The sequence below is a fragment of the Rahnella sp. WP5 genome, from assembly GCF_000745615.1.
Lineage (GTDB): Bacteria > Pseudomonadota > Gammaproteobacteria > Enterobacterales > Enterobacteriaceae > Rahnella > Rahnella aceris.
Map to the genome: position 1 here is coordinate 86,759 of NZ_JQJR01000007.1, position 26,439 is coordinate 113,197.

Sequence of the window (26,439 nt, forward strand, 5' to 3'; positions counted from 1 at the left end):
CAGGTTAAGCCCCGCCATCAGCGGCGGGGCTTCTGCATTGTGTTATTTTTTAGCAACAGCCGCTTCATCAGCCGGCACGACCACCAGTTTTTTATCACTGACCGACAACGCCTGAACTTCACGGTTATACATCGCTTCCCCGTAAGCCGGAGGGATCACGAAACTGCCGGTGTTGGTGGCTTTAATCTGATACACAAACTCCTGCACATCGGTGCTGGCGCTGCCGTAAATCACCACGCGATCTTCACGAATATCGCTGTAATCCGGTGCCCACGTAGAACCCGATGCCGCCAGCGGTGACTGCCAGGACGCTGAAGCTTCTGCTTCACTGTTTTCATCACTGCTGTCAGATTCCGGTTCCGGTGGCGTTTGCTGGACCACTTCGAATCCGCCCGGCAACAAATCCACAATCGCCAGATTGTCCTGCCCTTCCTGCGAGTTGGCGCGGACTTTCAGATGCACATTGATCTTCTGCCCCAGCGTCACCTGCGTGACTGCGTTGCCTTTTTCATCGGTGTAATCGCGGGTGATTTCCAGACCGCGGGAAATGGCTTTCTTAGGCGCTGCCAGATCGTAACCCGCCTGCGTCACCACGTACCAGGCGGGCGTGTTATTGCCGTTTTCAATGCGAAGTGCCTGCGCGTCAGCGGTGAAATTCGCTTTAGCAAACAGCCCCTGAACCTGTGAAATCAGCTGCGGTTCGACATTTTTGGTTTTGCTTAGTTGCGTAATTTTCAGCGTATCCGGTGCCGTGGCCTGCGCCGCCACCTGTGCGGAATAACTCTCCAGCGCCAGAATGCTCATTGCCGAGGAATACGTGGTGTAGCGTTCCTCTTTCAGTGCCTTGACCATATTTTCCAGCACCTGTGGCGGAATCGCGGAGACTTTTTCCGGGAAGTGACGGGTGATCAGATACAGCCGCGTCGCGTCCTGCACCAGCGGATCAAAGTAACTTTGCGTCCACCAGGCTTTGTCATACGCCTTGCTCAGTTGCGCCCACGTTGGTTGCAACAGCGTATTCGCCTCATCATCCATTTTCAGCAGACGGTAAGAAGACGCCAGATACATCGCGCTGAGATCGGTTTTCCAGGTGTCCGGATAGCGCTGCTGCAAGGTGTCCTGCACCGAGGCCAGCGAACTGGTGGTGATTTCACCCTGACGCGTCAGCAAATAAACCGCCCATGCGCGCAGACGCAGGGTATACAAATCATCATTCTGATTTCCCGCCAGTTCGCGCAGTGCCGAATTGGCTTCTTCCAGCATACCGGCTGGCAACGCAACGCCCGCCGCTTTGGCTTCCAGCAGATATTGCACTACATACGGCGTGACGAACGGATCGGTTTGCGGCGATGAACGCCACAGGCCAATCGCGCCGCTGTCGTTCTGTCGTGAACGCAGCACCCCCAGCATATCTTTCAGTTGCTTGCTGCTGTCCGCCGGGCTGAGATTGCCACGCATTTCCGGATGCACGGTTCCGAGGATCAGCGGCACCGAGCGGCTGACAATCTGCTCAGAACAGTAATACGGATAATCCGCCAGATACTGGGATAACCCGCTGGTCAGTACCAGCGGCGAGTTGGACACCGCCGCTTTACGCACCGCGTAAGCATCAAACATCTGACGCAGATTATCGACGTTCTGGCTGCTGCCGTTCATGCGTCCCATCACCGACTGCGTACGGAACGGCATTGCCGGGCGCACCGACGTACTGATCGTGCGGCGACTGGTTTTATCGCCATACGTCGCCTCAAACACCAGCGGCGCATCGCCCGGCAAGGCTTTGGCGCGTAAGCGGAAATTAATCACGCCCTCGCGTTTTTCAGCCAGCGACAGGTTCTGATCGGTTTTGCCCACCACTTCAAGCTGCGGCGGTACAGTCAGGTGGATAGCAACAGGAATGCTTTTGCCGTTCAGCCCTTCGAGGTTGTTACTGACACCTACGCTGACATCAAACTCATCACCCGGTGCCACCATCGACGGCACGTTTGGCGTCATGATGAAGTTATCGCGCACGGTTGCCGAGGTCTGCGCTTTACCGATTTTGTCCGGCGTCACGGAAATCGCCATCACGCGGATTTTACCGTTGAAATAATCCGGCACCGGATAATCAAACTGCTTCTCGCCGTTCACTTCGGTAATGCCCGACCAGTACGCCACCGGCTTGTCACGCTTACGCTTAAACGGATTGACGTTCAGATCCAGCCCTTCACCGGCGTCACCGCCCGGCGCGGCGGCGAGCTGCATCAGCTTGCTGAATTCCGGCAGGATAAGATCCAGAATTTGCGAGCTTTCCACGCCCAGTTCACGTTTACGGAAGAAGTACTCCAGCGGATCTTTCAGGCGATAACGCGCCACCTGCAAAATTCCCTCATCGACGGCAAACAGCGCCACCTGTTGCGGGCCGTCGGTCTTCACCGTCATGACCAGGTTTTCCCCCGGTTTAATCACCTCAGGCGCGTTGACCTCGAGAGTGTTCTGGCGGGCTTTAGTGCTGATTTTGAACGGCATCACGCCGTAGCTCAGCGGGCTCATAAAGATTTCATTGGAATTCACATCACGCACGAACTGCACGTTGATGTAGCCGTTGCCTTCCATGCCTGCAGGAACACGGATTTTCTGCACCGAACTGGTGGTGTCGGTGTGGAACCACTGCCAGCTGTAGACTTTATCTTTCTCGATGGTAATCAGCCCGCTGCCGGTGTACGGCGCGTTAACGGACACCTCGATTTCCTCACCCGGCTGGTACTCCGCCTGATTGAGTTTCAGCTTCAGTTCGGCATTCCTGTCCAGTGAACGGCTGAGGTTGGCGTTGCCGGCCACGGTATAGCCAATGCGGTTCAGCACATTGCCTTTCGCATCTTCAATAACCAGCACGAAATCACCCGGTTTATCCGTCGCCAGCGTCAGGTCGTTGCCCTGCGCCGTCAGCGACAGCGGCTGTTCCGACAACTGCACTTCCTTCATTTTCGACTGATACTTGTAAACGCCGGAATCCTGTTTGGTGAGCACTGAAATGTATTTCTGTTCAATCAGCGCGACTTTCAGATCCGGCAACGCAATCTGTTTCAGTGACGGGTCGACCGCAATAATGTTCAGATGGCGCGCTGCATCGCGGTTGATATAGCCTAAATCGCCGTCGGCTTTTACGCCGACCAGAGAGTCATACGGCGATACCAGCACCCGAGCCGTTGCGGCCACGGAACGTCCGCCACCGGCCACGAACGCCTCGGACAGCAGTTGCAACTGATAGGTCGCGTCAGCGTAAGATTTCAGATCCAGCGGGATATTCGCCGCGCCTTTTTCATCCGTCGTGCGGTCTTCCAGTTCCGTTTCGAAACCGTCGCTGTTCTGGCGGTTCTCATAGAAAGCGTAATCCGGGAACTGATCGAAGCTCGGATACATCGGGCGCAGCGTCAGTTTCGAGGTCACGCGCCGGTCCTGCGCAGGCGTACCGAACAGGTTCTGCACGTCAATATTGGCCTGCAATTCTGACGGTTTCACCCAGCCTTGTTTGCGCTCCGGCGTCAGTTGCAATTTCACCTTCAGCTGATCCGGCTCGAACTCTTTGACGTTAACTGAGGTATGTCCCAGCAAAGTGGAAGACTCATTGTCTTTGCCGATCAGATACAGATAGACATTCCATTCACCGGTAGGTGAATTATCGTCAGTGGTATAACTCAGCTCATTGAAACCGCTGGCACCGAGCGTCAGCGGGATGGTGCTCATCAGCTTGTCGCGCGGGTCGTGAATTTCCGCACGCACCGGCACACCCGCCAGCCCGTTGCTCCAGTCGGCAGCGCGGGTGATCAACCCGATATTGAAGGTATCCCCCGGACGATAAACGCCGCGATCGGAGAACAGATAACTGCTCAGCGTACGCGGGTCATTGGGGGTGATTTCGCCATCGACATCAAAACGGGAGAAGTCGAGGCCGCGATCGTTATTCCGGTCCGCTGGCAGGAAGGAGACATCGCCCTCTTTTTCCACCAGGAACATCACCGGCTGACGCTCGCTGGTATAAACGTCCAGCGCCGGGAAACGTACATGCCCGTCAGCACCGGTGGTTTGGGTCAGCAGCGTGACGCCGTTTTTAGCAATAACCGAGACTTTCGCATTTGCCACCGGTGTGCCGCTGTGAATTGACTGCACAAATACGTCGCGTGTTTTATCCTGCGAACGCTTGGCAATAATCCCCAAATCGGTGACAACAACGAATCGCGAATCGCCAACCGGCGCTTCATCTCCGCTCTGGTCTTCATCCTGATACACATTGCCGTCGTCATCCGCTTCCGGTTTCACTTCTTTCTTTTTCGGATCCCATTCCGACAGCGTCAGCAGGAATACGCCGCGATGCGAGGTCGGATCAGTGGAGAGATAACGCGAAAGATCGACGCCCTGATAATTCACTTCACCCGGCTTGTCGTTATTCACCGCCGTCTGATATTTGAAGTGCTCGGTGAAATACTCGTCATTCAGACGGTTAAATTCCGCCGATGAATATTCACGACTTTTGAACGACACGATGTGTTGCAGCTGGCTCGGGATCACCCGTTTGATGTCCAGGCGCAGCCCCGGTACGTTACGCGCCGCGACGCTGATTTGCTTGTCACCGTTGACCGACAGCAGCGAGCCTTGCGACATAAATTGCAGGGATTTCGGATAATCCGGAACCTGGACGATACGGTAGACTTTTTCCGGCATTTTATAGCCGCCGGAAGATGTCAGAATATTGTCAATTTCCACCAGCATGGCGCGGTGGGCTGGCGCATCGAAACGGAAGCTGAACTGCGGCTGATAATCACTTTCCGCGTCATTGAGCTGGATATTCAGCGGCGTGGACTGCGCGAGCACATTATTCTCGACGCTGTCGACTGCCCAGCTTGCGTAATCATCCGGGCCTTTGGCTTCGTCCTGATCGTTTGGATTATGCTGTGGCAGTAACCAGACTTTGACCGCCTGGCGGATATCTTTGTCTTTGACCGCGTCGCTGAACCCGACGATCAGCGCACGCTGGCCTTTCGCGCCATCGGCATCCACCACCTGCGCGCTGGCTTCGTTCACCGTCAGGCTATAGAGCGTCGGCACGGACACCACGCCATTCTTCGCCTGCGCGGTGGCATTTGAGGGTACAGAGGCTTTCACGCCTTCGCCAATGATGACACGCACGGAACCACCGTGATCCAGCGATTTCAGCGGTTCGGAATGTACCCAGGCATTGAGTTTCTTCTGGTCATAGACCACAGAATAATTGAGTTTCGTCCCGGTTTTGGCTTTCCCTTCGGTCAGGCCAAGCGAAATCTGTTTTTCGAAACTGGCGACATCCACCGGTGCGTTGAATTTAACGTTAAAAATCGCGCTGCGTTTTTGGGGATCCTGCGGGTCCTGATAATACTCGGCCTGACCCAACTGATAACCGAAAGCCGGGGCAGAAAATTCATAGCGAGTTTTCGCCAGTTTAATTTGTGGCGCAAGCAGCACATCAGGGGTGAAGTTCACATCATATTTGTTGCCCATCGGCAGCGGATTTTTAGGCGTGAACACTAAGGTGTAACCACTTACCCATTTCCATTCACCTTCCGTGGCAGGTTTCAGGGAAATCCCTTTTTCGACCACTTTGCCCACTTCCGTCACGGGCGCGGCAGAATGGCGGAAACTGAAAATGACTTGCTGCGGTGCAGGCTTTTGCGCGGCGTAATTGACGGACTCGGGGCCGCTGACGCTCACGCTGGTGTCCTGATAAACCATCGGTGCAGGTTCTATCGGCTGCGGGCGATTGAGCCACCAGTGCCAGCCGTAAACGCCAGCACCTGCGGCGCACAGCAAAACCAGAATCGCCAGACTGATGGCTTTCGGGTATTTATCTACGCCATTTTCCATCCGCGTAAAGCTGCGCTTCAGCCAGCCTGAAGTGGCTGTCCACCAGGCAGGCGCCCGCCAGTCAATATTCCCGACCAGCGGTTTGAAGACACGACCCAGCAGGCCCAGAACAAAAGCCAGCACGCGGAAAACACCTTTTATCAATGTAAAAGGCAGACGAAGTAAGAATTTTAATAAATCCATTTGTTGCTGTACCCCTAATCCCTGTGAACCATCGCCAGAAGTGATATTTTTATGCGAATCAGGACTTTTATTAAATTCAACGCATTGCGCCGCAGGATAATGATTATTCGCCTAAAAAGCCATCAGATAAAGCGTAGCAGCAACCGGAGATTTCCGGCTGATTTCTGCGCTGCCAGCGACACGATTGTGTGAAACAATAGCGCGAGGATTTTGCGCAAAGCGACAGGTGACATGAAGACGAAACTGATTACCCGTGAAGGCTACGACAAGCTCAAAACTGAACTGGATTTCCTGTGGCGCGATGAACGCCCCGAAGTGACCAAAAAGGTCACCTGGGCTGCAAGCCTGGGCGACCGCAGTGAAAATGCCGATTACCAGTACAATAAGAAACGGCTGCGTGAAATCGACCGCCGCATCCGCTATCTGACCAAATGCATGGAACAGCTGCGCATCGTCGATTATTCACCGCAACAGGACGGCAAAGTGTTCTTTGGTGCCTGGGTGGAAGTCGAAAATGACGACGGCGACATCAAGCGTTTCCGCATTGTCGGATATGACGAAATTTTTGGCCGTAAAGACTACATTTCTATCGACTCGCCGATGGCGCGCGCGCTGTTGAAAAAAGAAGTCGGCGACAGTCTGGTGGTCACCACACCGGTTGGCGACGCGACCTGGTACGTCAATGAGATTGACTACGGGAAATGATCAGCTAACTCTCAAAACACGCAGGCGGACAGCCTGATGACTGGCATTTTATGTCTTCAAACCGTATAACTGTGCCCTGCTTTTTAAACGAAAAAAACTGATATCAGACCTATGAATGATCAACTGAGCCGCATTATCGCAAGTGAATTGCAGGTTCGCCCGGAGCAGGTTGCTTCCGTGGTGCGTCTGCTGGATGAAGGTAATACCGTGCCGTTTATTGCGCGGTATCGTAAGGAAGTCACCGGTGGGTTGGACGATACCCAACTGCGTCAGTTGGACACCCGTCTGGGTTATCTGCGGGAGCTGGAAGACCGCCGCCAGACCATCCTCAAATCTATCGAGGAACAGGGCAAACTCAGCGACGACCTGGCAAAAGCCATTAATACCACGCTGAGCAAAACCGAGCTGGAAGACCTTTACCTGCCGTTCAAACCCAAGCGCCGCACCCGCGGACAAATCGCTATCGAAGCCGGTCTGGAGCCGCTGGCCGAATTGCTGTGGAACGATCCGCAAAACGAGCCGGACGCTGCTGCCGCAAAATTCATTGATGCCGATAAAGGCGTGGCCGACACCAAAGCTGCCCTTGATGGCGCACGTTACATTCTGATGGAGCGTTTCGCTGAAGATGCCGCGCTGCTGGCGAAAGTCCGCGATTACCTGTGGAAAAACGCCCATCTGACGTCCCGTATGGTGGAAGGTAAAGAGCAGGAAGGCGCGAAATTCCGCGACTATTTCGACCATCACGAACCGATTTCTCAGGTGCCTTCACACCGCGCGCTGGCGATGTTCCGCGGCCGCAACGAAGGTATCTTACAACTGGCGCTGAATGCCGATCCGCAGCATGACGAGCCGCCAAAAGAAAGCTATGCCGAACAACTGATCATCGACCATCTGGGCCTGCGCCTGAACAACGCGCCTGCTGACGTCTGGCGTCGTGCCGTGGTCAACTGGACATGGCGTATCAAAGTGCTGCTGCACCTCGAAACCGAGCTGATGGGCACCGTGCGCGAACGCGCCGAAGATGAAGCGATCAACGTTTTTGCCCGCAACATGCACGATTTGCTGATGGCCGCCCCCGCCGGTATGCGCGCCACTATGGGTCTCGATCCGGGTTTACGTACCGGTGTAAAAGTCGCCGTTGTGGATAACACCGGCAAACTGGTGGATATCGATACGGTTTATCCCCACACCGGTCAGGCTGCAAAAGCCGCACAACAGGTTGCCGCGCTGTGCATCAAACATAATGTCGAACTGGTGGCGATCGGTAATGGCACCGCGTCCCGCGAGACCGAGCGCTTCTTCCTTGAGCTGCAAAAACAGTTCCCGGCGGTAAAAGCGCAGAAAGTGATTGTCAGTGAAGCTGGTGCATCGGTGTATTCCGCCTCCGAACTGGCGGCGCTGGAATTCCCGGATCTGGACGTTTCGATTCGTGGTGCTGTTTCCATTGCGCGACGTCTGCAAGATCCGCTGGCTGAACTGGTGAAAATCGACCCGAAATCCATCGGTGTTGGTCAGTATCAGCACGACGTCAGCCAGTCTCAGCTGGCGAAAAAACTCGATACCGTCGTCGAAGACTGCGTGAACGCCGTGGGTGTTGATCTCAATACCGCATCCGTTCCCCTGCTGACCCGCGTGGCCGGTCTGACACGCATGATGGCGCAGAATATCGTTAACTGGCGCGACGAAAACGGTCAGTTCCGTAACCGCGAACAGTTGCTGAAAGTCAGCCGTCTGGGGCCAAAAGCCTTTGAGCAATGCGCGGGCTTCCTGCGTATCAACCACGGCGACAACCCGCTTGATGCCTCGACAGTTCACCCGGAAACCTATCCGGTAGTGGAACGCATTCTGGCGGCGACACAGCTGGCGCTGAAAGAACTGATGGGCGATTCCAATGTGTTGCGCGGCCTGAAAGCCAGCGAATTCACCGATGAGCAGTTCGGTGTGCCGACGGTCACCGACATTATCAAAGAGCTGGAAAAACCGGGGCACGATCCGCGTCCAGAGTTTAAAACCGCGACCTTTGCCGAGGGCGTGGAAACCATGAACGACCTGATGCCGGGCATGATCCTCGAAGGCTCTGTTACTAACGTCACCAACTTTGGTGCGTTCGTCGATATTGGTGTCCATCAGGACGGCCTGGTTCACATCTCGTCACTGGCGAACAAATTCGTCGAAGATCCCCACACGGTGGTGAAAGCGGGCGACATCGTCAAAGTCAAAGTGATGGAAGTCGATCTGCAACGCAAACGTATCGCGCTGACCATGCGACTGGACGAGCAACCGGGCGAAGCACCCGCGCGCCGTTCTTCCGCGCCAGCGTCAGATTCACGAGACAATCAGAAACGCCACGCGCCAAACAAACCGTCGGGCCGCAATGCCGCGCCAGCAGGCAATAACGCGATGGCCGATGCTCTGGCCGCCGCGCTCGGCAAAAAACGTTAATTCTTCGTTTTTCCCCGCCACACCAAAGCCGCTGATATCCAGCGGCTTTTTTTATGTATCTTTTTTCGACACTTTTTAAACTCTGTCTTAATGAATCAATCACTGAGGTAAATCAATAAATCGGCCATCCGGCAGGCATACGATAGCGACGCGGTGGAGATTCCCGTGAAGAGGCACCCCCTCTTTTCTTTTGTCTCCACACGCGTACTAATTATGATAACTATTCTCGTTTGTACTTCTTTGCGTATTCAATACGCCGTCAGCCACAGGCTGACAATTTCGCACCATGGACAATTTCTGAGCAATATTTCGCAGTTAAGTGAGATCACCGGGCACGGAAGCGCGGCGTAACCTTTGTCACGCTGCCCCCAAAAATGCCTGAATGCTTCGCGAGGAACTATGCAACTTCAATCAAAACGTGCTTATAAAATTACCGGCTTTTCACACGAAATCAGCCCGGCTTACCGGCAGAAACTGTTGTCACTCGGGATGTTACCGGGGTCATTTTTCAACATTATCCGCGTTGCGCCAATGGGTGATCCGGTACAAATCGAAACCCGCCGTACCAGCCTCGTCGTCCGCAGAAAAGACCTCGATCTCCTCCAGCTCGAGTTGATGGCCTGATCCCAACATCAGGCCTTTGACAGTTCATTTTTCGCGGCGGCCCCGGGCTTGCATGTTTACCTTTTCTGACACGTAGATTTTATCGAATGAAACCATTAACGATCGGCCTGATTGGTAACCCAAACTCAGGTAAGACCACGCTTTTCAATCAGTTAACCGGTTCACGCCAGCGTGTCGGTAACTGGGCCGGCGTGACCGTCGAGCGCAAAGAAGGTCAGTTTGCCACCGCAGCGCACCAGATTACGCTGGTGGATTTACCGGGTACCTATTCCCTGACCACCATTTCCGAGCAAACTTCGCTCGATGAACAAATTGCCTGCCATTACATTCTGAGCGGCGACGCGGATCTGATGATCAACGTCGTCGATGCCTCAAACCTCGAGCGCAATTTATACCTGACACTGCAACTGCTGGAACTGGGCGTGCCATGCATCGTGGCGCTGAACATGCTGGATATCGCCAAAATCCAGAACATCAATATTGATATCCCTGCGCTGTCTGCTCGTCTGGGTTGCCCGGTGGTGGCGCTGGTTTCTACCCGTGCCAGCGGCATCAAAGAACTGAAAGCCGCCATCGACGAATTGCCACAAGTGGCTGTGCTGGAACGTGTGCAATATCATCCGGTTTTACAACAGGAAGTCGATGTCCTGGCCGCCGAAATGCCGCCAGCCATGGCGCTGCAACAACGCCGCTGGCTGGCACTGCAAATTCTTGAAGGGGATATTTATAGCCAGACGCACGCAGGCAACGCACAGGCATTATTGCCGCAGGTGAGAGCACGGCTGGCTGAGCAGAAACTGGACGATCCGGCACTGCTGATCGCCGATGCGCGTTATCAGAGCATCGCGGCGCTTTGCGCAGAGATCAGCAACTCCCACCTTACGGCGCCGAATAAACTGACGCAGGTGCTCGATCGCGTGATCCTCAACCGCTTTCTGGGCGTACCGATTTTCCTGCTGGTGATGTATCTGATGTTCGTGCTGGCCATCAACATCGGTGGTGCGTTGCAGCCGATTTTCGATATCGGCTCCGCTGCGATTTTCATTCAGGGCATGCAGTGGATTGGCTTTACCCTGCATTTCCCGCAATGGCTGACCATTTTTCTGGCACAGGGGCTGGGTGGCGGTATCAATACCGTGCTGCCGCTGGTGCCACAAATCGGCATGATGTATCTGTTCCTGTCGTTCCTTGAAGACTCCGGTTATATGGCGCGTGCCGCGTTCGTCATGGACAGGCTGATGCAGTCGCTCGGCCTGCCGGGTAAATCCTTCGTGCCACTGATTGTCGGTTTCGGCTGTAACGTGCCGTCTATTATGGGTGCCCGCACGCTGGATGCGCCGCGTGAAAGGCTGATCACCGTGATGATGGCGCCGTTCATGTCATGCGGCGCACGTCTGGCGATTTTTGCGGTGTTCTCTGCGGCCTTTTTCGGGCAGGACGGCGCATCCGTGGTGTTCTCGCTGTATCTGTTGGGCATCGTGGTCGCTATCCTGACCGGACTGCTGCTGAAATACACCATAATGCGCGGCGAAGCCTCGCCGTTTGTGATGGAACTGCCGGTGTATCACGTGCCGCACCTGAAAAGCCTGCTGCTGCAAACGTGGCAACGTCTGAAAGGTTTCGTACTGCGCGCCGGTAAGGTAATCGTGATTGCCAGTATTTTCATCGGCGCACTGAACAGTTTCTCGTTCAGCGGCAAGGCGGTGGATAACATCAATGACTCGGCGCTGGCGTCAGTCAGTAAAGTGCTGACACCGGTGCTCTCGCCGATGGGCGTACATCCTGACAACTGGCAGGCGACCGTGGGTCTGGTCACCGGTGCGATGGCAAAAGAAGTGGTGGTCGGTACGCTGAACACGCTATATACCGCCGAACACATCACCAATGAAGCCTTCGATGCGGCCAGCTTCAACCTGTTCGATGAACTGGGCGGCGCGGTGAAAGAAACCTGGCAGGGTCTGAAAGATACCTTCAGCATCAGCGTGCTGTCGAACCCGATCGAAGCCAGCAAAGGCGACGGCGAAATGGGCGTCAGCTCAATGGGCGTCATGAGCACCAAATTTGGTTCGGCGATTTCGGCTTACAGCTACCTGATTTTTGTATTGCTTTACGTGCCTTGCGTCTCGGTGATGGGGGCGATTGCCCGTGAAACCAGCCGTAGCTGGATGACGTTCTCGATCTTCTGGGGGCTAAACGTGGCGTACTCACTGGCAACCCTGTTCTATCAGGCGGCAACGTTCAGCACGCATCCGGCACACAGCGCGGGCATTATCCTGATCGTCCTGATTTTCAATGCCCTCGTCTTAACCGCCCTGCGCAAAGCCCGCAGCCGGGTCAGCGTTCATCTGCAACCGCGCAATGTGGCGGCCTGTTGTAAACCCGCTACCGGCAGCGATTGCCACTAGGAGATGAGATGACCAGTCTGATTCAGGTTCGCGACAGTCTCGCACTGGCCGGGCGGGCAGATGCCCGCCAGCTCAGCCATCAGCTTAATGCACCACAACCGCTGGTGCAGGCGATGCTTGAACGGCTGGTCGCCATGCGCAAAGCAGAAGTGGTCGAAGCTGATGACAGTTGTCTGAGCGGCAGTTGTAAAAGCTGCGCCGACGGCAAGAAATGCCTCACGGTGAGCTATCAGCTCACCCGACACTGATTCAAAGCCTTTCCTGATAGCCGCGTCGCGGCTATCATCACTCCTCGTTTACGCCCGCAGGAGCCTGCATGATCGACAGTGAAATCACCTTCCGTAAACTCGAAATCTTCCTCGCTTATATGGAAAAGCAAAACATCACGCGTACTGCTGAACAACTCGGTCTGAGCAGCGTCAGCGTGCATCGCGCCCTGCATTCACTGGAAGAAGGTTTACGTTGCCCGCTGTTTATCCATCGTGGCCGCAATCTGCTGCCGCTGCCTGCGGCTGAAGCGCTGCTGGAGCACGCGACGCAGGTCATCGAGCAAATGGAACACGGTATTCTGGCGACCCGGCGCGCCGCCGGTTTTGGCGATAAGCGGCTGAAAGTCGGCACGTTATATTCGCTGACGCTGGAAACCATTCCGCGCCTGATCATGGGGCTGAAACTGCGCCGTCCGGAGCTTGAACTGGAACTGGTGATGGGGTCCAACAATGATTTACTGCACAAGCTGGAAGACGGTCAGCTGGATGCCATCCTGATTTCGACCAGTGATTCCAATGTCGATGCCCAGCGTTACGATCAGTTGCCGCTGTTTCAGGACGATATCTTCCTCGCCGCACCGGCCAGCGCAGAACTGATTTCAGAAGGCACAGCGGATTTACGCGATTACAAACAGAAGAAATTCGTGTCGCTGGCCGAAGGGTTCGCCACCTATCACGGCTTTCAGGAAGCCTTCCAGGTCGCCGGTTTCGAACCGGATATCGTGACGCGGGTGAATGATATTTTCTCGATGCTGAGTCTGGTGCAGGCGGGTGTCGGTTACACACTGATTCCCGGCAGGATGAAAGGCGTGTATGAGAATACGGTGAAATTACTGCCACTGGCCGAAGCCTACCAGATGCGCCAGACCATTTCGCTGGTCTTTCCGCACAGCCGCGAGCACGACCCGAATCTGCTCGCCCTCGCCGCTGAAAGCCGGATGTATGCGCTAGCGAGCAGAAAGCGCTGACGCATTCGTATGGGTCGCCGGTTTAGCGATCGGCTTTCCCACGATTAAGCCCTCAATGCAAATATCTTCATCCAGAGCATCCCAATGCAAACCATAAGCACTGGTTTCGCAATCCTGACGCTGTGCGGGTGTTGCGTTCAGCAGAACAGGAAATTGCGCCAGCGGCACTGTCAGGATCTGGCCATCTTCAAGAGTCACCCACATTGTACTTTCATCAAAACGAACACTTTTAGGCGAAATATTCATTCCATGCTCCTTGAAATAGTGTCTGATAAACGTTAGTTAACGTTATAATTTCCCTGATCTCTTTGGCAGAAGAACCTGTCTGGCGACATAGGGCAACAGGTGAAAGCCATAGTTTGGCTTCTTTCTGACCAGATCTTACATGAATATGATGCGGTTCAAGAGGATTTCCTTCATTGGAATAGAAGAAAAAACGGTAATTTTTAAAGCGTAGTATCACTGGCATGGCGGTGACTTCCCTGTATAAACGGTCCGATAAAAACAAAAAACCTTTCACTCAGGAAAGGCTTTTATTCCGTAGCATCACCAACCTATCACGCCTTTAATCAGCGTTCGTTTTCCCGTAACCGTGTTGCGAGACGTCGCGCAACCTGCATGCCGGACTGGCATAACGACAGCGCTTCGCCCTGCTCCATCGCGCGGCGTGTCAGGCCGCTCAGCACCGCGCCCGGCGGCATTTCAATCGCCAGCCTTACATCGCGCTGATACGCGGCAACCATGGCGTCACGCCAGTTGACAGTACGGGCCATGTTCATCGCCAGGTCGTCAGCGATTTTTTCCGGTTGCCAGTACACACGCCCGGTTGTTCCGCTGAGATAACCGCTGATCGGGCGGGAAATATGAATCTGTTTAAACGCCTCCACCAGTTTCGCCGCAGGCTGATCAAGCAGCGCACAGTGTGACGGCACACTGACCGCCAGCTGATGGGTTTTCTGTGCGCCCTGCGCTTTAGCGAGTTGCATCACCTGCGCCATCGCGGCATCGCTGCCGGCAATTACCAGTTGATCTTCCGCGTTAATATTCGCCAGATATACCGGTGATTCCGCGCTGTTGACCTGCGCCACCAGATCTTCAACCTGCATCTGACGCAGGCCGGTGATCGCCGAGAGGCCAAAGCCCTGCGGATAAGCCTGTTGCATCAGTTCACCGCGCAGTGCGACCAGACGTACAGCATCGCAATAGTCGAGCGCACCGGCAATCACCGCCGCCGGAAACGCGCCAATCGACAGCCCGCTGCAAAAATCAGCCTCAATCCCTGCGGCCTGACATTGTTTCGCCCAGACCACACCGGCAATCAGTAAACACAGTTGTACCGCGCGGGTGGAACGCAGAGCATCGGCGCTGTCGAGCAGCAGAACGTCTTCATCCAGCGCGAGGCTGGCCTGTTCGATGAGGGAATGCGTGAGCGGGTTATCCGGCAGGCGATGCAGCATTTGCGGCACCTGCGGCCCTTGCCCGGGGAAGGTAAATAAGATTTTCATCGTGCTCCTTGCTTCTTGTGGCCGGGTTCAGTCTCCCGGCAATTGCCACGGGTCGCGCACCAGCAACGGGCCGGACGCCGTTTTCAGCATGATGTCACCGCCACGCAACCATTCGCTGAGGGCAAATCCCCCCTGCGGCGTATTGATCTGAACATCGGCGCGGCACGGAAGCCGCTGAAGCTGGTTGTAAAAATCGGAAAACTGAGAAGGTTCTGCCGGTGTGTCGCAACGGACCAGTAAATCGAGATCGCTGTCGGCATGCATCACCGGGAGGTCACTGGCCAGCGCGTAGGCGCAACTGCCCGTCACGCCCCACGCGAAAGGCAGCTTCAGACTGCATAACGTAATCAGCGCCTGCACCGGTTGCTGTGACACAAACGGCAAATGCAGTAATGCATTCACGTCGCTGACCAGTGATTCGGGCGTGACGACCCGCTCCACCGCCGCCGGGTCAATCCAGGCGGCGGCTCGCTGAATACGGGTCAGCCCGCGAATACCCACCGGAACCGCACCGTCAGCACGCTTATCGCGACGCACTACCAGCGGCAGCGCAGTGCGCCAGCCGGTGTTTACCCATTCGGGTAAGGTTGTGTCGCTTTGCAGCGCTGAACTGTCGCTTATCCAGACAAAATCATGGGCACGCGGGTCACACATATTCAATCCTTCTTAAATCAATGCAATGCAGCGGTCAGTGAGATAAACAGCGGCAAAGTCACGATACACAATACGGAACTGATCAGCAGTGATGCTTCTGCATCCGGGGACTGCACACCGAAACGGTTACCGAACACGATACCGAAGAAACCGGCAGACAGCGCAATCATCAGGATTGCGGTCACAGCAACCTGACCGCTGAGGCCAAATGCCAGAACCAGACCCCAGGCGATGAACGGCTGGATCAGGTTTTTCGCCACACAAGACAACAACACCGGACCGTTAATTTTCAGTTTACGGGCTGACAGGATCACACCGGTCAGGAACAGCGCAGATGCGGTGGCTGACAACCCCAGCGGCTTGATCGAAGCCAGGAAAATTTCCGGCATTTTAATGCCAATCGCTGACAGGATCACGCCCAGCAATGGTGCCCAGACGATCGGTTTTTTCACTGAACGCCACATCAGAACCGGCAGTAATGCCAGGGAAGATCCCTGATTTTCACCACTGAGACGCGCTTTTTCACGTTCCAGAATCAGCAGACAGAATGGTGTCATCAGCACGGAACCGCAGGCGATAGAGACCGCGACGGACAGCGATGTTGACGGCGCATCACCCAGCACGCTGCCCAGAATAGGCAAACCCAGTGCCGCATAGTTTGGCAGTGCGACAGTCAGCGTCAGCACCGCCGCATCCTGCGCAGATTTTTTGAAGACTTTGGTGCAAATAAAGTAAATCGCCGCATAAGTGATCCACATCGCCAGAACCAGCACCAGAATCAGCGGTGATTGTTCCACAATGCCCGCCCACGGGGTTTGTACGGTGGCTGCAAACAGCGCAGCAGGTAAAGCAAAATCCATCACGAAAATATTCAGTAAAGAGACATTCTGGTTATCCACCATTTTCGCTTTCCCGGCGTAAAAACCGAGGATCATGATGACGAAAATAGGGGCAAGCGCGTGCAATATTACGTAAGTCATAGCGTTTTTCCTGAGGCAAAAAATGATTGCTCAGTCGGCGCCGGTGCGATGGTTTTTTTAGTATGACAGTCCAGTTGCAGACAACAGCAGGCCCTCGCCCGGACGGTATGTCAGGGCGGGAACCCGCAATGCGGCTGCGTCACGCTGTTTGCAGGTGCGTTACCGGTTGAGACTGAAAGTTGTTAACGAATTACCATTCCTGGCGCATCTGCTGGCGAACGCGCTGCGAACTTGCGCGGTTTTCTGCACCCAGACGGTTGCTGAGGCTAACGCCTTCTTTGCGTGCGTCCTGGATGTTTTGCCAGACAACGTTTTGCACGTTGCTGATGTCGTCGGGTGTGGCCTTGTCCGGGTCAGCGATGTCGAGTAATTGCGACAGCAGGCCCAGCGTGGCGTAGTTTTCGATGTCGTAAGCCATCGGCGGAATGGTGGCAGCCAGTTTTTCCAGCGCATCCACAGAACGTAAGGTGATACGTGCGGCAGATTCTTTACCCATCGCGTGGATCATCACGCCGTTGTTTTTGAAGGCGATCAGTTTGTTAGCCTGATAACCGTGCGCCAGAAACGCACCGGACATCGCTTTACCGACAATCAGCCCGACCACCGGATGCCCGGCCAGACGCGCTTTGGCGTAAGCGCCTGCGGCACCGGCCAGCGCCTGATGGATACCGAATGCTTCTTCGCGGCGACCATAAGCCTGACTTGGTACGTCGATGACCGCCACGATGGCGCGTTTGGTGCTGGCATCAGCGTCGGCGTCAATCACGTCGTTAACGACTTTTGCCAGATTCCAGCCTTCGAGCAAACCGACTTCGCCGCCCGCTGCACGCGGATACTGGTTATTATTGTCCGGCACCACGGCGATAAAACGTACCGGCTGGTCATTCATTTTGCCATCAGCCGCTTTCACGGAAGGGCAAAGACCGGTTACCGGTGTGGCGTCTTTGGTCAGTTCAGCGAACCAGTAATCACCCCGGCTGGCTGCATTATTTGCTACGTTGCTCATGCGCGATCCTCCCGGTTAAACAAGGCTTCCGTCACTTCACGGCTGGCCTGCTGCGCGGTGTCAAAACCGGTCAGTTTTGGCAGGTAATAATCATAATTATCAGAACGATGTGTCGCAGGTACGCCCGCTTTAATAAAGGCCAGCACGCTGTCTTTCACTTCATTCAGGGAATCTTTCACCAGCGCATCAACAAACCCGCTGTGATAACGCACTTCGCCACCGGTCATGCTCCAGATAAACGGACGGTCGCGGGAATCGTATTCATCGATACCGGCTTCCTGTTCGATAACCTGCGGACCGTTCAGTCCCAGACGGGCTTCACGGGTGACAATCAGATAGCTGCACAGCGCGGCGGCAATCGACATCCCGCCAAAGCAACCGACAGTACCGGCAACGACGCCGATCACCGGCGTATAGCGGCGTAAATCCACAATGGCGGCGTGAATGTCAGCGATCGCGGCAAGACCCAGATTGGCTTCCTGCAAACGCACACCGCCGGTTTCCAGCAGCAGAACGGCCTGCGTCGGGATGCCGTTACGGTTATCTTCTGCAGCCAGTTCCAGCGCAGCGGCCATTTTGGCACCGGACACTTCGCCCATGCTGCCACCCTGGAAGCTGCCTTCAATCGCCACAACCACGGCGGGCTGACCGTTAATCTGGCCTTTGGCGACGACCATGCCGTCATCGGCCTGCGGCACGATGCCCTGCGGTTCCAGCCACGGAGACATAATGCGTTCGAACGGCCCGAGCAGTTCGCGGAAAGTGGCGTCGTCCAGCAGTTTGCGGGCGCGCTGACGGGCGCTCAGTTCGATAAAGCTCTGATCAGTATCAGTTGGCATTTTCAGCCTCCTCAAAGACCTGTTCGATACGCAGACGGGCAACCCCTGGTGTGGCGCCAAAATCATTAATGTCCAGACGGCCTGCCGGTAATTCACGCAGCGCGCTCAGACGGTTAAAAAAGTTCAGCCATAAGGTATGGCTGCCGTCGACCGAGGTGGTGACGATAATGTTCAGTTCATTGACTGTTTTTGGTTCATACAGCGCTTCTAAATCGCCGGAACCTACCACGCCTGCTTCGGCACGGCCTGCCAGCGGTTTTGCCGCCGGGTAGTTAAATTCAAAACGTTCCATAACACCTCTTTGTACTGATGTTAGTTAATGCGTATCCGGTTCAGACCACGCTGACGCGGTCAAGAAACAGCGTCGCAGCCAGTAAATCAGCGGCACCGCCGGGCGATGTGTTGTCCGCCAGCATCCGGTGTTCGAGATGGCGCAACCGTTGTTTGCCCGCCATCGTGCTGGTGCCACCGGCTTCCAGCACGGCCTGCGCGCCCTGATGCATGGCTTCCAGCGCCGGTAAGCCACCGCGTGACAGCACGCAGGTGTCGGCCAGTGTGGACATCACCGCCAGTAAGGCATCGACCTGCGCTTCGCTTTCGCTGGCGCCGTGTGCCCGGCTGTGATGAAGCTGCGGCAGTGCACAACCGATAATGTGCGGGAAACCGCTTTGTGCCTCTTCGCGTGCACCCGGCACCTGATAACGCTGCACGGCGTGCGAACCTTTACTGAATTTTTTCGGGCTGAAAGCATCGGGCAACACCGCAATTTTCGCGGCGCGCTGCGCAATATGCAGCGGCAGTAAACTTTCCGGCTGCATGGCAACGGCGCTGACCAGCAACCCCATCGCCCAGATAGCGCCCCGGTGAGTATTCACGCCGCCGGTTTCCGCCATCATCTGCGCTTCGCCAGCACGACCTAAACGGCCCACTTCCTGACGCAGGGCGATATCCGCCGGGCGCTGCCAGCTGTGTAAAGCCAGCAAATAGAACGTGGACGTCAGGCTGCGCGCCGAACGCACCATCAGATCTAAACTTAAATCCTGATGGGCACCGGCACTCCGGCTGTCTACCAGCCCCGGTTTCGGGCTAAGCCGCGCTTCGTCGATCAGCGCCTGCGTCGCCGTTTCTGCCAGCCTTTCGGCCAGTTCTTCCGCTGTGAGCAGAGCGCCAGTCGTTAAAGTCTGCGGCATAGTGATCACCAGCTACGGAATTTGGCTGGCGGGTTATACAAGCCGCCGGACCAGTCAACCAGCTCGCTCACGCTGCCTGCCGCCAGTAATGAACGGGTGGCGTCGGTGCGGCGGATGCCCATATCTTCCGGGAAGACCACCAGTTCCTGACGACGCAGGTCGGCGACGCGTTTGGCGTCAACGCCCAGACCGATGTCAGTGATACCGGCAACTGCCGCCACCATCGCACGGCGTTCTTCGAGAGAACGGGCGCGGTAAAGATAGGCGATACCTTCTTCGGTCAGCACGTGGGTCACGTCGTCGCCGTAAATCATCACCGGCGCCAGCGGCATACCGGATTCTTTACCCACATCGACGGCTTCGAGTTTCTCAACGAATGTCGGTTTGCCACCGGCCTGGAAAGTTTCCACCATCTGTACGACCAGTTTTTTACCGCGTGCCATCGGGTCAGGCTCTTCAATCATATCGAGCCAGGCTGGCGTGGAGTGACGGCGACCGTGCGGGTCATGACCCATGTTAGGCGCGCCCCCGAAACCGGCCAGACGACCGCGGGTCACGGTTGACGAGTTCGCCAGCCCGTCAACCTGCAAGGTCGAACCGATGAACATGTCTACCGCGTACTGGCCTGCCATCTGGCAGAACGCGCGGTTGGAGCGCATAGAACCGTCGGAGCCGGTGAAGAACACGTCAGGACGGGCGCGGATGTATTCTTCCATCCCCATTTCGCCGCCGAAGCAGTGAACGGTTTCCACCCAGCCGCTTTCGATAGCCGGGATCAGCGTCGGATGCGGGTTCAGTGTCCAGTGTTTACAGATTTTGCCGCGCAGGCCGAGCTGTTCGCCGTAAGTCGGCAACAGCAGTTCGATAGCGGCGGTGTTAAAACCGATACCGTGGTTGAGCGACTGCACGTTGTGTTTGGCGTAGATACCTTTAATGGCCATCATGGCCATCAGCACGTGAACCGGTTTGATCAGGCGCGGGTCACGGGTGAACAGCGGTTCGATGAAGAATGGCTTGTCGGCGACGACCACGAAATCGATCCAGTCGCCCGGAATATCGACGCGCGGCAGATCAGTGTCTTCTTCAACCAGTTCGTTGACCTGCGCAATCACGATACCGTTTTTGAAGGCTGCGGCTTCGACCAGCGCCGGGGTGTCTTCGGTGCTTGCGCCGGTATACAGATTGCCTTTGCGGTCAGCTTTGAAACCGGCGATCAGTGCGATGTTCGGCACCAGATCGACGTAAAGGCGGGAATACAGTTCGATATAGGTGTGGATCGCACCGATTTCCATCTGACCGTCTTCCAGCAACTGCGCGATGCGCAGGCTTTGCGGACCGGAGAACGCAAAATCGAGCTTACGGGCGATGCCACGTTCAAAGAGATCCAGATGTTCAGCGCGGCTGACGCTCGGCATGATCATATGTAAATCATGCAGCTTTTCAGGATTCACTTTCGCCAGTGATCGGGAAAGGAAGTCAGCTTGTTTTTGGTTGTTACCCTCCATCACCACGCGGTCGCCGGAGGCAATCAGCGTTTCGAGGATGGGGATAATTTTATCTGTGGGTAAAACTTTACCCTCTGCCACGGAACGGACACTGTCGATACGCCGTTGTTTTTCATTGCGGCGGGTGTCCCACACTTTCGTGGTCTGCGGATGTTGCGGCATGCCAAACCTCCCTGGGTTGAGCTTGCTGAATCTTTCCCGGCGTGATGAAACAAGAGGCATTGGGAAGTTCAGTCAAGTGGCGGTTGCATCACATTTGACCTGTTTTGATAGCCTGCTAAGTGTAAACAGCGAAGAATATTGCATCAATTAAGCGTCCGGACACTTCGTTACGCTGAGAGTAACGGTCTGACGTATTTCTTTAAAAACAAATTGATACAGAACAAAGAAAGAGAAGGAGCGCACAGAAAACGGGAATAAAAAAGGGATGCACAAAGGCATCCCGGGGTTCAGAGCGGCATAAAAGCGATTATTTGAAGACTTCAGCCGTTGCGGTGATTTTCTTCTTCTCCTGAGCCGCAATCACCACATAGTATTTGCCGCCCTTCTCATCAGCCAGTTTGGACAATTCTTCTTTCGCATCCATTGGCGCAGTGTATTCATTGCTGGTCGTGACCACGCCCAGACTGGTGTAACCCTTATCTTTGGCTTCTTCTTTCGAGATCATCTCTGCCGCCATCGCGTTGAGTGAGAATAACCCTGTCAGAATTGCCGCAACGATAATTTTGTTTGATTTCATGACATAACCTCTAAATTGGATGAATAGTTTTCAAAGAAAGCAGTCAGGATATGAACAGCGGGTGTACCTGCGCTGGCATGACCTTCATGGTTAAACGCCAGTAAACTCCCCAGAGACGCAAACAGGCTCGCGTAACAACTTACGCCCGCCTTTCACCCCGTCATCATCGGCTTAAGTATTAGTCACCCTTGAGAATTAGCCAGAAAATTGAAAAAAATATTTACATTGGCTTGCAGTCTGCAATCAGGAAACGCTCGACAAGTTCACAAAACCTATCAGGGTGGGAGATAAACGGCGCATGTGCAGCCTTTTCAACAACTTCCGAACAGGAATCGGGCAGAATCGCATCCATCAGCGGCACCATTTTTCTCGGTACCAGCCCGTCGAGCGCACCGTAAATACGCAGGACTGGCAAGGTCAGTTGCGTCACCGGCTGGCGCAAATCCACGTTGCGTAAAATCTCCAGCCCGCCATTGAGCACGGCAACCGGCGGCATCGGCAGATTCAGAACGATCGATTTCAGCAGCCGCGCATCCTGACGGGCGCTGTCGCTGCCCAGCGTCTGCAGCGCCAGAAAACGCTCAACCGTGCGCTGGAAATCTTCACTTAACTGATGCTGAAAACCCTGCAATACGTCCGGGCGGATCCCCGGCCAGTTTTCATGGGCTGCAAAACAGGGCGATGATGCCACGGTAATCAGTTTTTCCACGCGCTGCGGCGCACTCAGGGCTATCTGGCTAGCCACCAGACCGCCCAGCGACCAGCCAAGTAATGCGCTTTTCTCCGGCATTGCGGCAAGCACGGTTTCCGCCATCTCTTCCAGCGTCATCGCCCCGAAACCCTCACTGCGACCATAGCCCGGCAGATCAATCAGATGCAGACAAAATTGCGGCGCAAGTCGCTCTGCCGTGTAACGCCACACTTCGGCATTCAGCCCCCATCCGTGAAGCAGCACAAGATGGCGATCTCCTTCGCCGATAGTCTCCCGGTAAAGCGTATTCATAGCGTATTGTCCGTGTCTGTCTGATTGGCAAAAGGAACCCGCCGCTATGCTAACAATTGCCAGCCGCTGTTGGCTATGCCAGTGTCCGCTGCATCTCCCGGTTCAGGGCATTTGCAGTTTGTGCATGAAACATTTGCCGGTCGCACCGCCCTGCTGCCTGCGCTGCGGATTGCCCTCTTCCGGGGGCCATGCCGATTGCGGACGTTGTCTGTTAAAACCCCCACCGTGGGACGCGATGATCTTCGCCAGCCCTTATGAAATGCCGGTGAGCGGGCTGGTTTTGCGGTTCAAATTCTCCAGGCAACCGGAACTCGACACCACACTTGCCCGTTTACTTTTTCTGCGCTGGCAGGAACGCTACCGGATGAGCAATCTGCCCAGACCCGACGTGCTTCTCAGCGTGCCGCTGCATCAGAAGCGCTATTTCTCGCGCGGGTATAATCAGAGTGAATTGCTCGCGAAGCCGCTGGCACGCTGGCTGCATTGCCAATATCTGCCCGATGCCCTGAGCCGCAACCGGCGCACGCCGCCGCAGCAAAGTCTGACCGAGCACGAAAGAAAGTGGAATCTGCGCAAAGCCTTCACATGCCATGCCAGCCTGCGCGATAAGCACGTGATGTTGCTCGATGATGTGGTCACGACCGGCAGTACTGTCAGGGAAATCAGCAAAATTCTGCGTAATCAGGGCGTTGCTTCGCTGCAAATTGCCTGTATTTGCCGGACTTTACAGGCGTAAGCACGTGCTGCTAACACACTGGCAACGTGAAGGGTGACGGGTAAAAACAAAGGGCGTATTATAACCAACTAGAGTAGTCAACTATTGAGCGAATGTTATGATCCTTATTACCGATGCTGCCCAAGAGCACTTTGCCAAATTGCTGGCAAGCCAGGAAGAAGGCACCCAAATCCGCGTATTCGTGATCAATCCCGGTACGCCAACCGCAGAATGCGGTGTCTCCTATTGCCCACCTGACGCCGTAGAAGCGACGGATACCGAACTCAAGTTCGAGAAACTGTCTGCTTTCATTGATGAATTAAGCGCGCCTTATCTGCAAGACGCCGTGATCGACTTCGTCACCGATCAGCTCGGTTCCCAGCTCACGCTGAAGGCTCCGAACGCCAAAATGCGTAAAGTCTCTGACGATGCGCCGCTGATGGAACGTGTTGAATATCAGTTGCAGTCGCAGATTAACCCGCAGTTAGCCAGCCACGGTGGTCGTGTTTCCCTGATGGAAATCACCGACGACGGCATCGCTATCCTGCAATTCGGCGGCGGTTGCAACGGCTGTTCGATGATTGATGTCACCCTGAAAGACGGCATCGAGAAAGAACTGCTGCAAAACTTCCCTGAGCTGAAAGGCGTTCGCGACCTGACTGAACACCAGCGCGGCGAGCACTCCTTCTACTGATCACCTGCTGATCAGCCAGAACATAAAAAGCACCCTTCCGTTGGGTGCTTTTTTTATGCCTGCCTGCGCTGGTTTAAATCACTGAGCAGCGCATCGATATGCTCATCAGCAAACATGTCCTCCAGGGTTCGCGTCAGTTTGCGCCGCCAGTTGGGGTATTCGGTATTGGTGCCCGGCACATTCACCGGCAAATCCATGTCCAGCCAGTCTTCCGGTTGCAAACCCAGCAACGCGCTGGCACTGCCCGCCAGATAACGTTGCAAACCCAGGTTCAGCAGCGGCGTCATCGGCATGTTTTCAGCACTGCGGCTGATCGATTTCGGCACACACTGTGTCAGATGCAGCGCATTAAGAAGCCCCTGCTTGCTACGTTCACGTTCCCCGCGCAGTTTTTCCAGCACCTGCGGATCAGGATAAACGCCCAGCGACGCACCGAGCGTTAAATCGCCCCCTTCCCAGTAGCCCCGCAACGTCGGTAAATCATGGGTGGTGACCGTTGCCATCGCTTGTGAAACATAATCTTCCGGCGGCCGGTAAAGGAAGTGTTTATCGTGCTCGAAATACAACACTTTGTAGGAATACACCCCGCTGTCACGCAGGCTGGCGAGGATTTCTTTCGGCACGGTACCGAGGTCTTCACCAATCACCATGCACTGATGCCGCTGACTTTCCAAAGCCAGCACACCGAGTAAATCCTCCAGCGGATAACGGACATACGCGCCGCTGCCCGCGTCCTGTTCGGCGGGTATCCACCACAAACGCAGCAACCCCATGACGTGATCGATACGCAGTGCACCGCATTCCGCCATGTTTGCACGCAGCAAATCTATGAACGGCTGATAGGCACGGGCTTTCATTTCGTGTGGATCAATGGGCGGAAGCCCCCAGTTTTGTCCCTGCGGGCCGAGAATATCTGGCGGCGCACCGATGGTGGCATTCAGGCAATACAGCGCCGGATCGGACCAGGTTTCCGCGCCGCCTTGCGCTACGCCGACCGCCAGATCACGATACACGCCGATCGGCATCTTCAGCTCAACACTGCGCTGATAACATGCGGAAAACTGCATCTGCGCCAGCCATTGCTGCCACTGATAAAATTCAATTTCACCGGCGTAACGCTCGCTGAATTCCCGCACTTGTGCACTTTTCGCATCACGATAGACTTCCGGCCATACCGGCCAGCCCCACTGGCCTAAATCCAGATCGCGCAGATGCGTATGCAGTGCGTCGAACAACGCCTGCTGTCGCAGGCTGTCGCCACCAAGTGCGACGAAACGGCGAAAATCCTGCTTACGCGGGCTGTCTTCCGGCAACTCGCAAAACAGCGGCCAGGCCAGTTTGAGCGCCGCCGATTTCAGCGCCATCACCAGCGGATAATCGACAAACTCCGTGCTGCGCGCCTGCAGTAACGCCTCGCGCGTCTCTGTGGAATGCCACCAGTCTTGCGCCTCGCGACTGGCGGTAAACTCCTCCACGGCATTCACATCAATGTAGGTCAGATTCAGCCAGCGGCGCGACGACGGACTGTAAGGGCTGGCACTTTGCGGATTCGCCGGATAGAGCGCGTGTATCGGATTCAGCCCGACGAACGCCCCGCCGCGTTTTCCAACTTCTTCGACCATTTTTTTCAGGTCACCGAAGTCGCCTGCGCCCCAGTTATTTTCCGAGCGCAGCGTATAAAGCTGAACCGTCGCGCCCCACAGTTTTTCCCCTGCCAGCAATGCCTCAGGCTCATAACAGCGCGGCGGCGCGACGATGATCCGGCAAGGCCAGACGTTATCATTTTGCGATAACGTCAACTGGTGATAGCCAGCAGGCAGCGCAGCCCCGAGGTTCAACACGTTGCCTGTCAGGATTTCGCCCTGCGTCTGGCTGCCATTTTCCTGCGTCAGTTGCCATTGAAATGCGCCACTGCCTTCCGGCGTGAGCCACACTTTTTTGCCTTGTGTAAACACTTTGACCGGCGGCACGGGCGTGATTTCCGGCACGTCAGCCGGATCACGCCCCATCGCCGCCAGCAAGGCGACGCGCGTGTCATCTGACACCGTTTCCACGTCATCCGTCATATTAATGAAACTGTCTACAATGCCTGCCCGGCGCGCGGCCTCAGCGAGTTGCTTGTCCTCCATGTTGGCT

22 protein-coding genes are annotated in these 26,439 nt (G+C 55.4%); 8 read left to right on the plus strand and 14 right to left on the minus strand.

Going from position 1 to position 26,439, the window contains the following annotated elements:
- Nucleotides 1–42: 42 nt before the first annotated feature.
- Nucleotides 43–6,060, minus strand: a complete 6,018-nt coding sequence (locus EX31_RS04830) for an alpha-2-macroglobulin family protein (RefSeq protein WP_037033685.1) — start codon at nt 6,058–6,060, stop codon at nt 43–45.
- Nucleotides 6,061–6,291: 231 nt separating this feature from the next.
- Between EX31_RS04830 and greB the strand changes: the two genes are divergently transcribed.
- The 6 genes from greB to EX31_RS04860 all read left to right on the plus strand — a co-directional run bounded on the left by greB (nt 6,292) and on the right by EX31_RS04860 (nt 13,473).
- The gene (gene greB / locus EX31_RS04835) at nt 6,292–6,765 is read left to right on the plus strand and encodes a transcription elongation factor GreB (protein WP_013573592.1); all 474 of its coding nucleotides are present in this window, start codon (nt 6,292–6,294) and stop codon (nt 6,763–6,765) included.
- 111 nt (nt 6,766–6,876) lie between these two features.
- Nucleotides 6,877–9,207: a Tex family protein gene (locus EX31_RS04840; protein ID WP_014411501.1), complete on the plus strand. Its 2,331-nt coding sequence runs from the start codon at nt 6,877–6,879 to the stop codon at nt 9,205–9,207.
- 399 nt (nt 9,208–9,606) lie between these two features.
- The gene (gene feoA, locus EX31_RS04845; RefSeq protein WP_037033688.1) at nt 9,607–9,831 is read left to right on the plus strand and encodes a ferrous iron transporter A; all 225 of its coding nucleotides are present in this window, start codon (nt 9,607–9,609) and stop codon (nt 9,829–9,831) included.
- Nucleotides 9,832–9,917: 86 nt separating this feature from the next.
- Nucleotides 9,918–12,236, plus strand: a complete 2,319-nt coding sequence (feoB, locus tag EX31_RS04850) for a Fe(2+) transporter permease subunit FeoB (protein WP_014411500.1) — start codon at nt 9,918–9,920, stop codon at nt 12,234–12,236.
- 8 nt (nt 12,237–12,244) lie between these two features.
- Complete coding sequence (locus tag EX31_RS04855; protein WP_013573588.1) at nt 12,245–12,484, plus strand: FeoC-like transcriptional regulator; 240 nt, start codon at nt 12,245–12,247, stop codon at nt 12,482–12,484.
- A gap of 68 nt (nt 12,485–12,552) precedes the next feature.
- Nucleotides 12,553–13,473, plus strand: a complete 921-nt coding sequence (locus tag EX31_RS04860; RefSeq protein WP_013573587.1) for a LysR family transcriptional regulator — start codon at nt 12,553–12,555, stop codon at nt 13,471–13,473.
- Here EX31_RS04860 and EX31_RS04865 read toward each other — a convergent pair.
- From EX31_RS04865 to bioH, 12 genes are all read right to left on the minus strand, one after another.
- Nucleotides 13,453–13,719 carry a DUF2442 domain-containing protein gene (locus EX31_RS04865; RefSeq protein ID WP_037033690.1) on the minus strand — a complete coding sequence of 89 codons (267 nt, stop codon included), beginning with the start codon at nt 13,717–13,719 and terminating at the stop codon, nt 13,453–13,455. The genes EX31_RS04860 and EX31_RS04865 overlap by 21 nt on opposite strands.
- Nucleotides 13,703–13,942, minus strand: coding sequence for a DUF4160 domain-containing protein (locus tag EX31_RS25145; RefSeq protein ID WP_013573585.1), 240 nt, complete (start codon nt 13,940–13,942; stop codon nt 13,703–13,705). Before EX31_RS25145 ends, EX31_RS04865 begins: the two co-directional genes overlap by 17 nt.
- Nucleotides 13,943–14,042: 100 nt before the next feature.
- Nucleotides 14,043–14,978: a malonate decarboxylase subunit epsilon gene (mdcH, locus tag EX31_RS04870; RefSeq protein WP_037033692.1), complete on the minus strand. Its 936-nt coding sequence runs from the start codon at nt 14,976–14,978 to the stop codon at nt 14,043–14,045.
- A gap of 27 nt (nt 14,979–15,005) precedes the next feature.
- Entirely contained in the window at nt 15,006–15,632 is a 627-nt protein-coding gene (locus tag EX31_RS04875) for a malonate decarboxylase holo-ACP synthase (protein WP_037033694.1), read from the minus strand.
- 17 nt (nt 15,633–15,649) lie between these two features.
- Nucleotides 15,650–16,612 (minus strand): AEC family transporter, encoded by a 963-nt coding sequence (locus EX31_RS04880; protein WP_013573582.1) that lies wholly within the window; start codon nt 16,610–16,612, stop codon nt 15,650–15,652.
- Nucleotides 16,613–16,802: 190 nt separating this feature from the next.
- Nucleotides 16,803–17,618, minus strand: coding sequence for a biotin-independent malonate decarboxylase subunit gamma (gene mdcE, locus EX31_RS04885; protein ID WP_037033695.1), 816 nt, complete (start codon nt 17,616–17,618; stop codon nt 16,803–16,805).
- Nucleotides 17,615–18,457 (minus strand): biotin-independent malonate decarboxylase subunit beta, encoded by an 843-nt coding sequence (locus EX31_RS04890; protein ID WP_037033696.1) that lies wholly within the window; start codon nt 18,455–18,457, stop codon nt 17,615–17,617. The genes mdcE and EX31_RS04890 overlap by 4 nt, the downstream gene beginning before the upstream one ends.
- A complete protein-coding gene (locus EX31_RS04895) occupies nt 18,447–18,749 on the minus strand; it encodes a malonate decarboxylase subunit delta (protein WP_037033697.1) in 303 nt (100 codons plus the stop codon). The genes EX31_RS04890 and EX31_RS04895 overlap by 11 nt, the downstream gene beginning before the upstream one ends.
- A gap of 40 nt (nt 18,750–18,789) precedes the next feature.
- On the minus strand, nt 18,790–19,647 hold the full coding sequence (locus EX31_RS04900) for a triphosphoribosyl-dephospho-CoA synthase (RefSeq protein WP_037033698.1): 858 nt from the start codon (nt 19,645–19,647) through the stop codon (nt 18,790–18,792).
- A 5-nt stretch (nt 19,648–19,652) separates the two neighbouring features.
- Entirely contained in the window at nt 19,653–21,314 is a 1,662-nt protein-coding gene (gene mdcA / locus EX31_RS04905) for a malonate decarboxylase subunit alpha (RefSeq protein ID WP_013573577.1), read from the minus strand.
- A 307-nt stretch (nt 21,315–21,621) separates the two neighbouring features.
- Nucleotides 21,622–21,891 (minus strand): YdgH/BhsA/McbA-like domain containing protein, encoded by a 270-nt coding sequence (locus EX31_RS04910; RefSeq protein ID WP_014333504.1) that lies wholly within the window; start codon nt 21,889–21,891, stop codon nt 21,622–21,624.
- Nucleotides 21,892–22,111: 220 nt separating this feature from the next.
- The gene (gene bioH / locus EX31_RS04915) at nt 22,112–22,894 is read right to left on the minus strand and encodes a pimeloyl-ACP methyl ester esterase BioH (RefSeq protein WP_013573575.1); all 783 of its coding nucleotides are present in this window, start codon (nt 22,892–22,894) and stop codon (nt 22,112–22,114) included.
- Nucleotides 22,895–22,940: 46 nt separating this feature from the next.
- On the opposite strand from bioH, the gene gntX reads away from it, so the two are divergent.
- A complete protein-coding gene (gntX, locus tag EX31_RS04920; protein WP_013573574.1) occupies nt 22,941–23,630 on the plus strand; it encodes a DNA utilization protein GntX in 690 nt (229 codons plus the stop codon).
- Nucleotides 23,631–23,727: 97 nt separating this feature from the next.
- A complete protein-coding gene (gene nfuA / locus EX31_RS04925) occupies nt 23,728–24,303 on the plus strand; it encodes a Fe-S biogenesis protein NfuA (RefSeq protein WP_013573573.1) in 576 nt (191 codons plus the stop codon).
- Nucleotides 24,304–24,356: 53 nt separating this feature from the next.
- On the opposite strand, the gene malQ is transcribed toward nfuA, so the two are convergent.
- Complete coding sequence (gene malQ, locus EX31_RS04930) at nt 24,357–26,432, minus strand: 4-alpha-glucanotransferase (protein WP_037033701.1); 2,076 nt, start codon at nt 26,430–26,432, stop codon at nt 24,357–24,359.
- Nucleotides 26,433–26,439 lie beyond the last annotated feature (7 nt).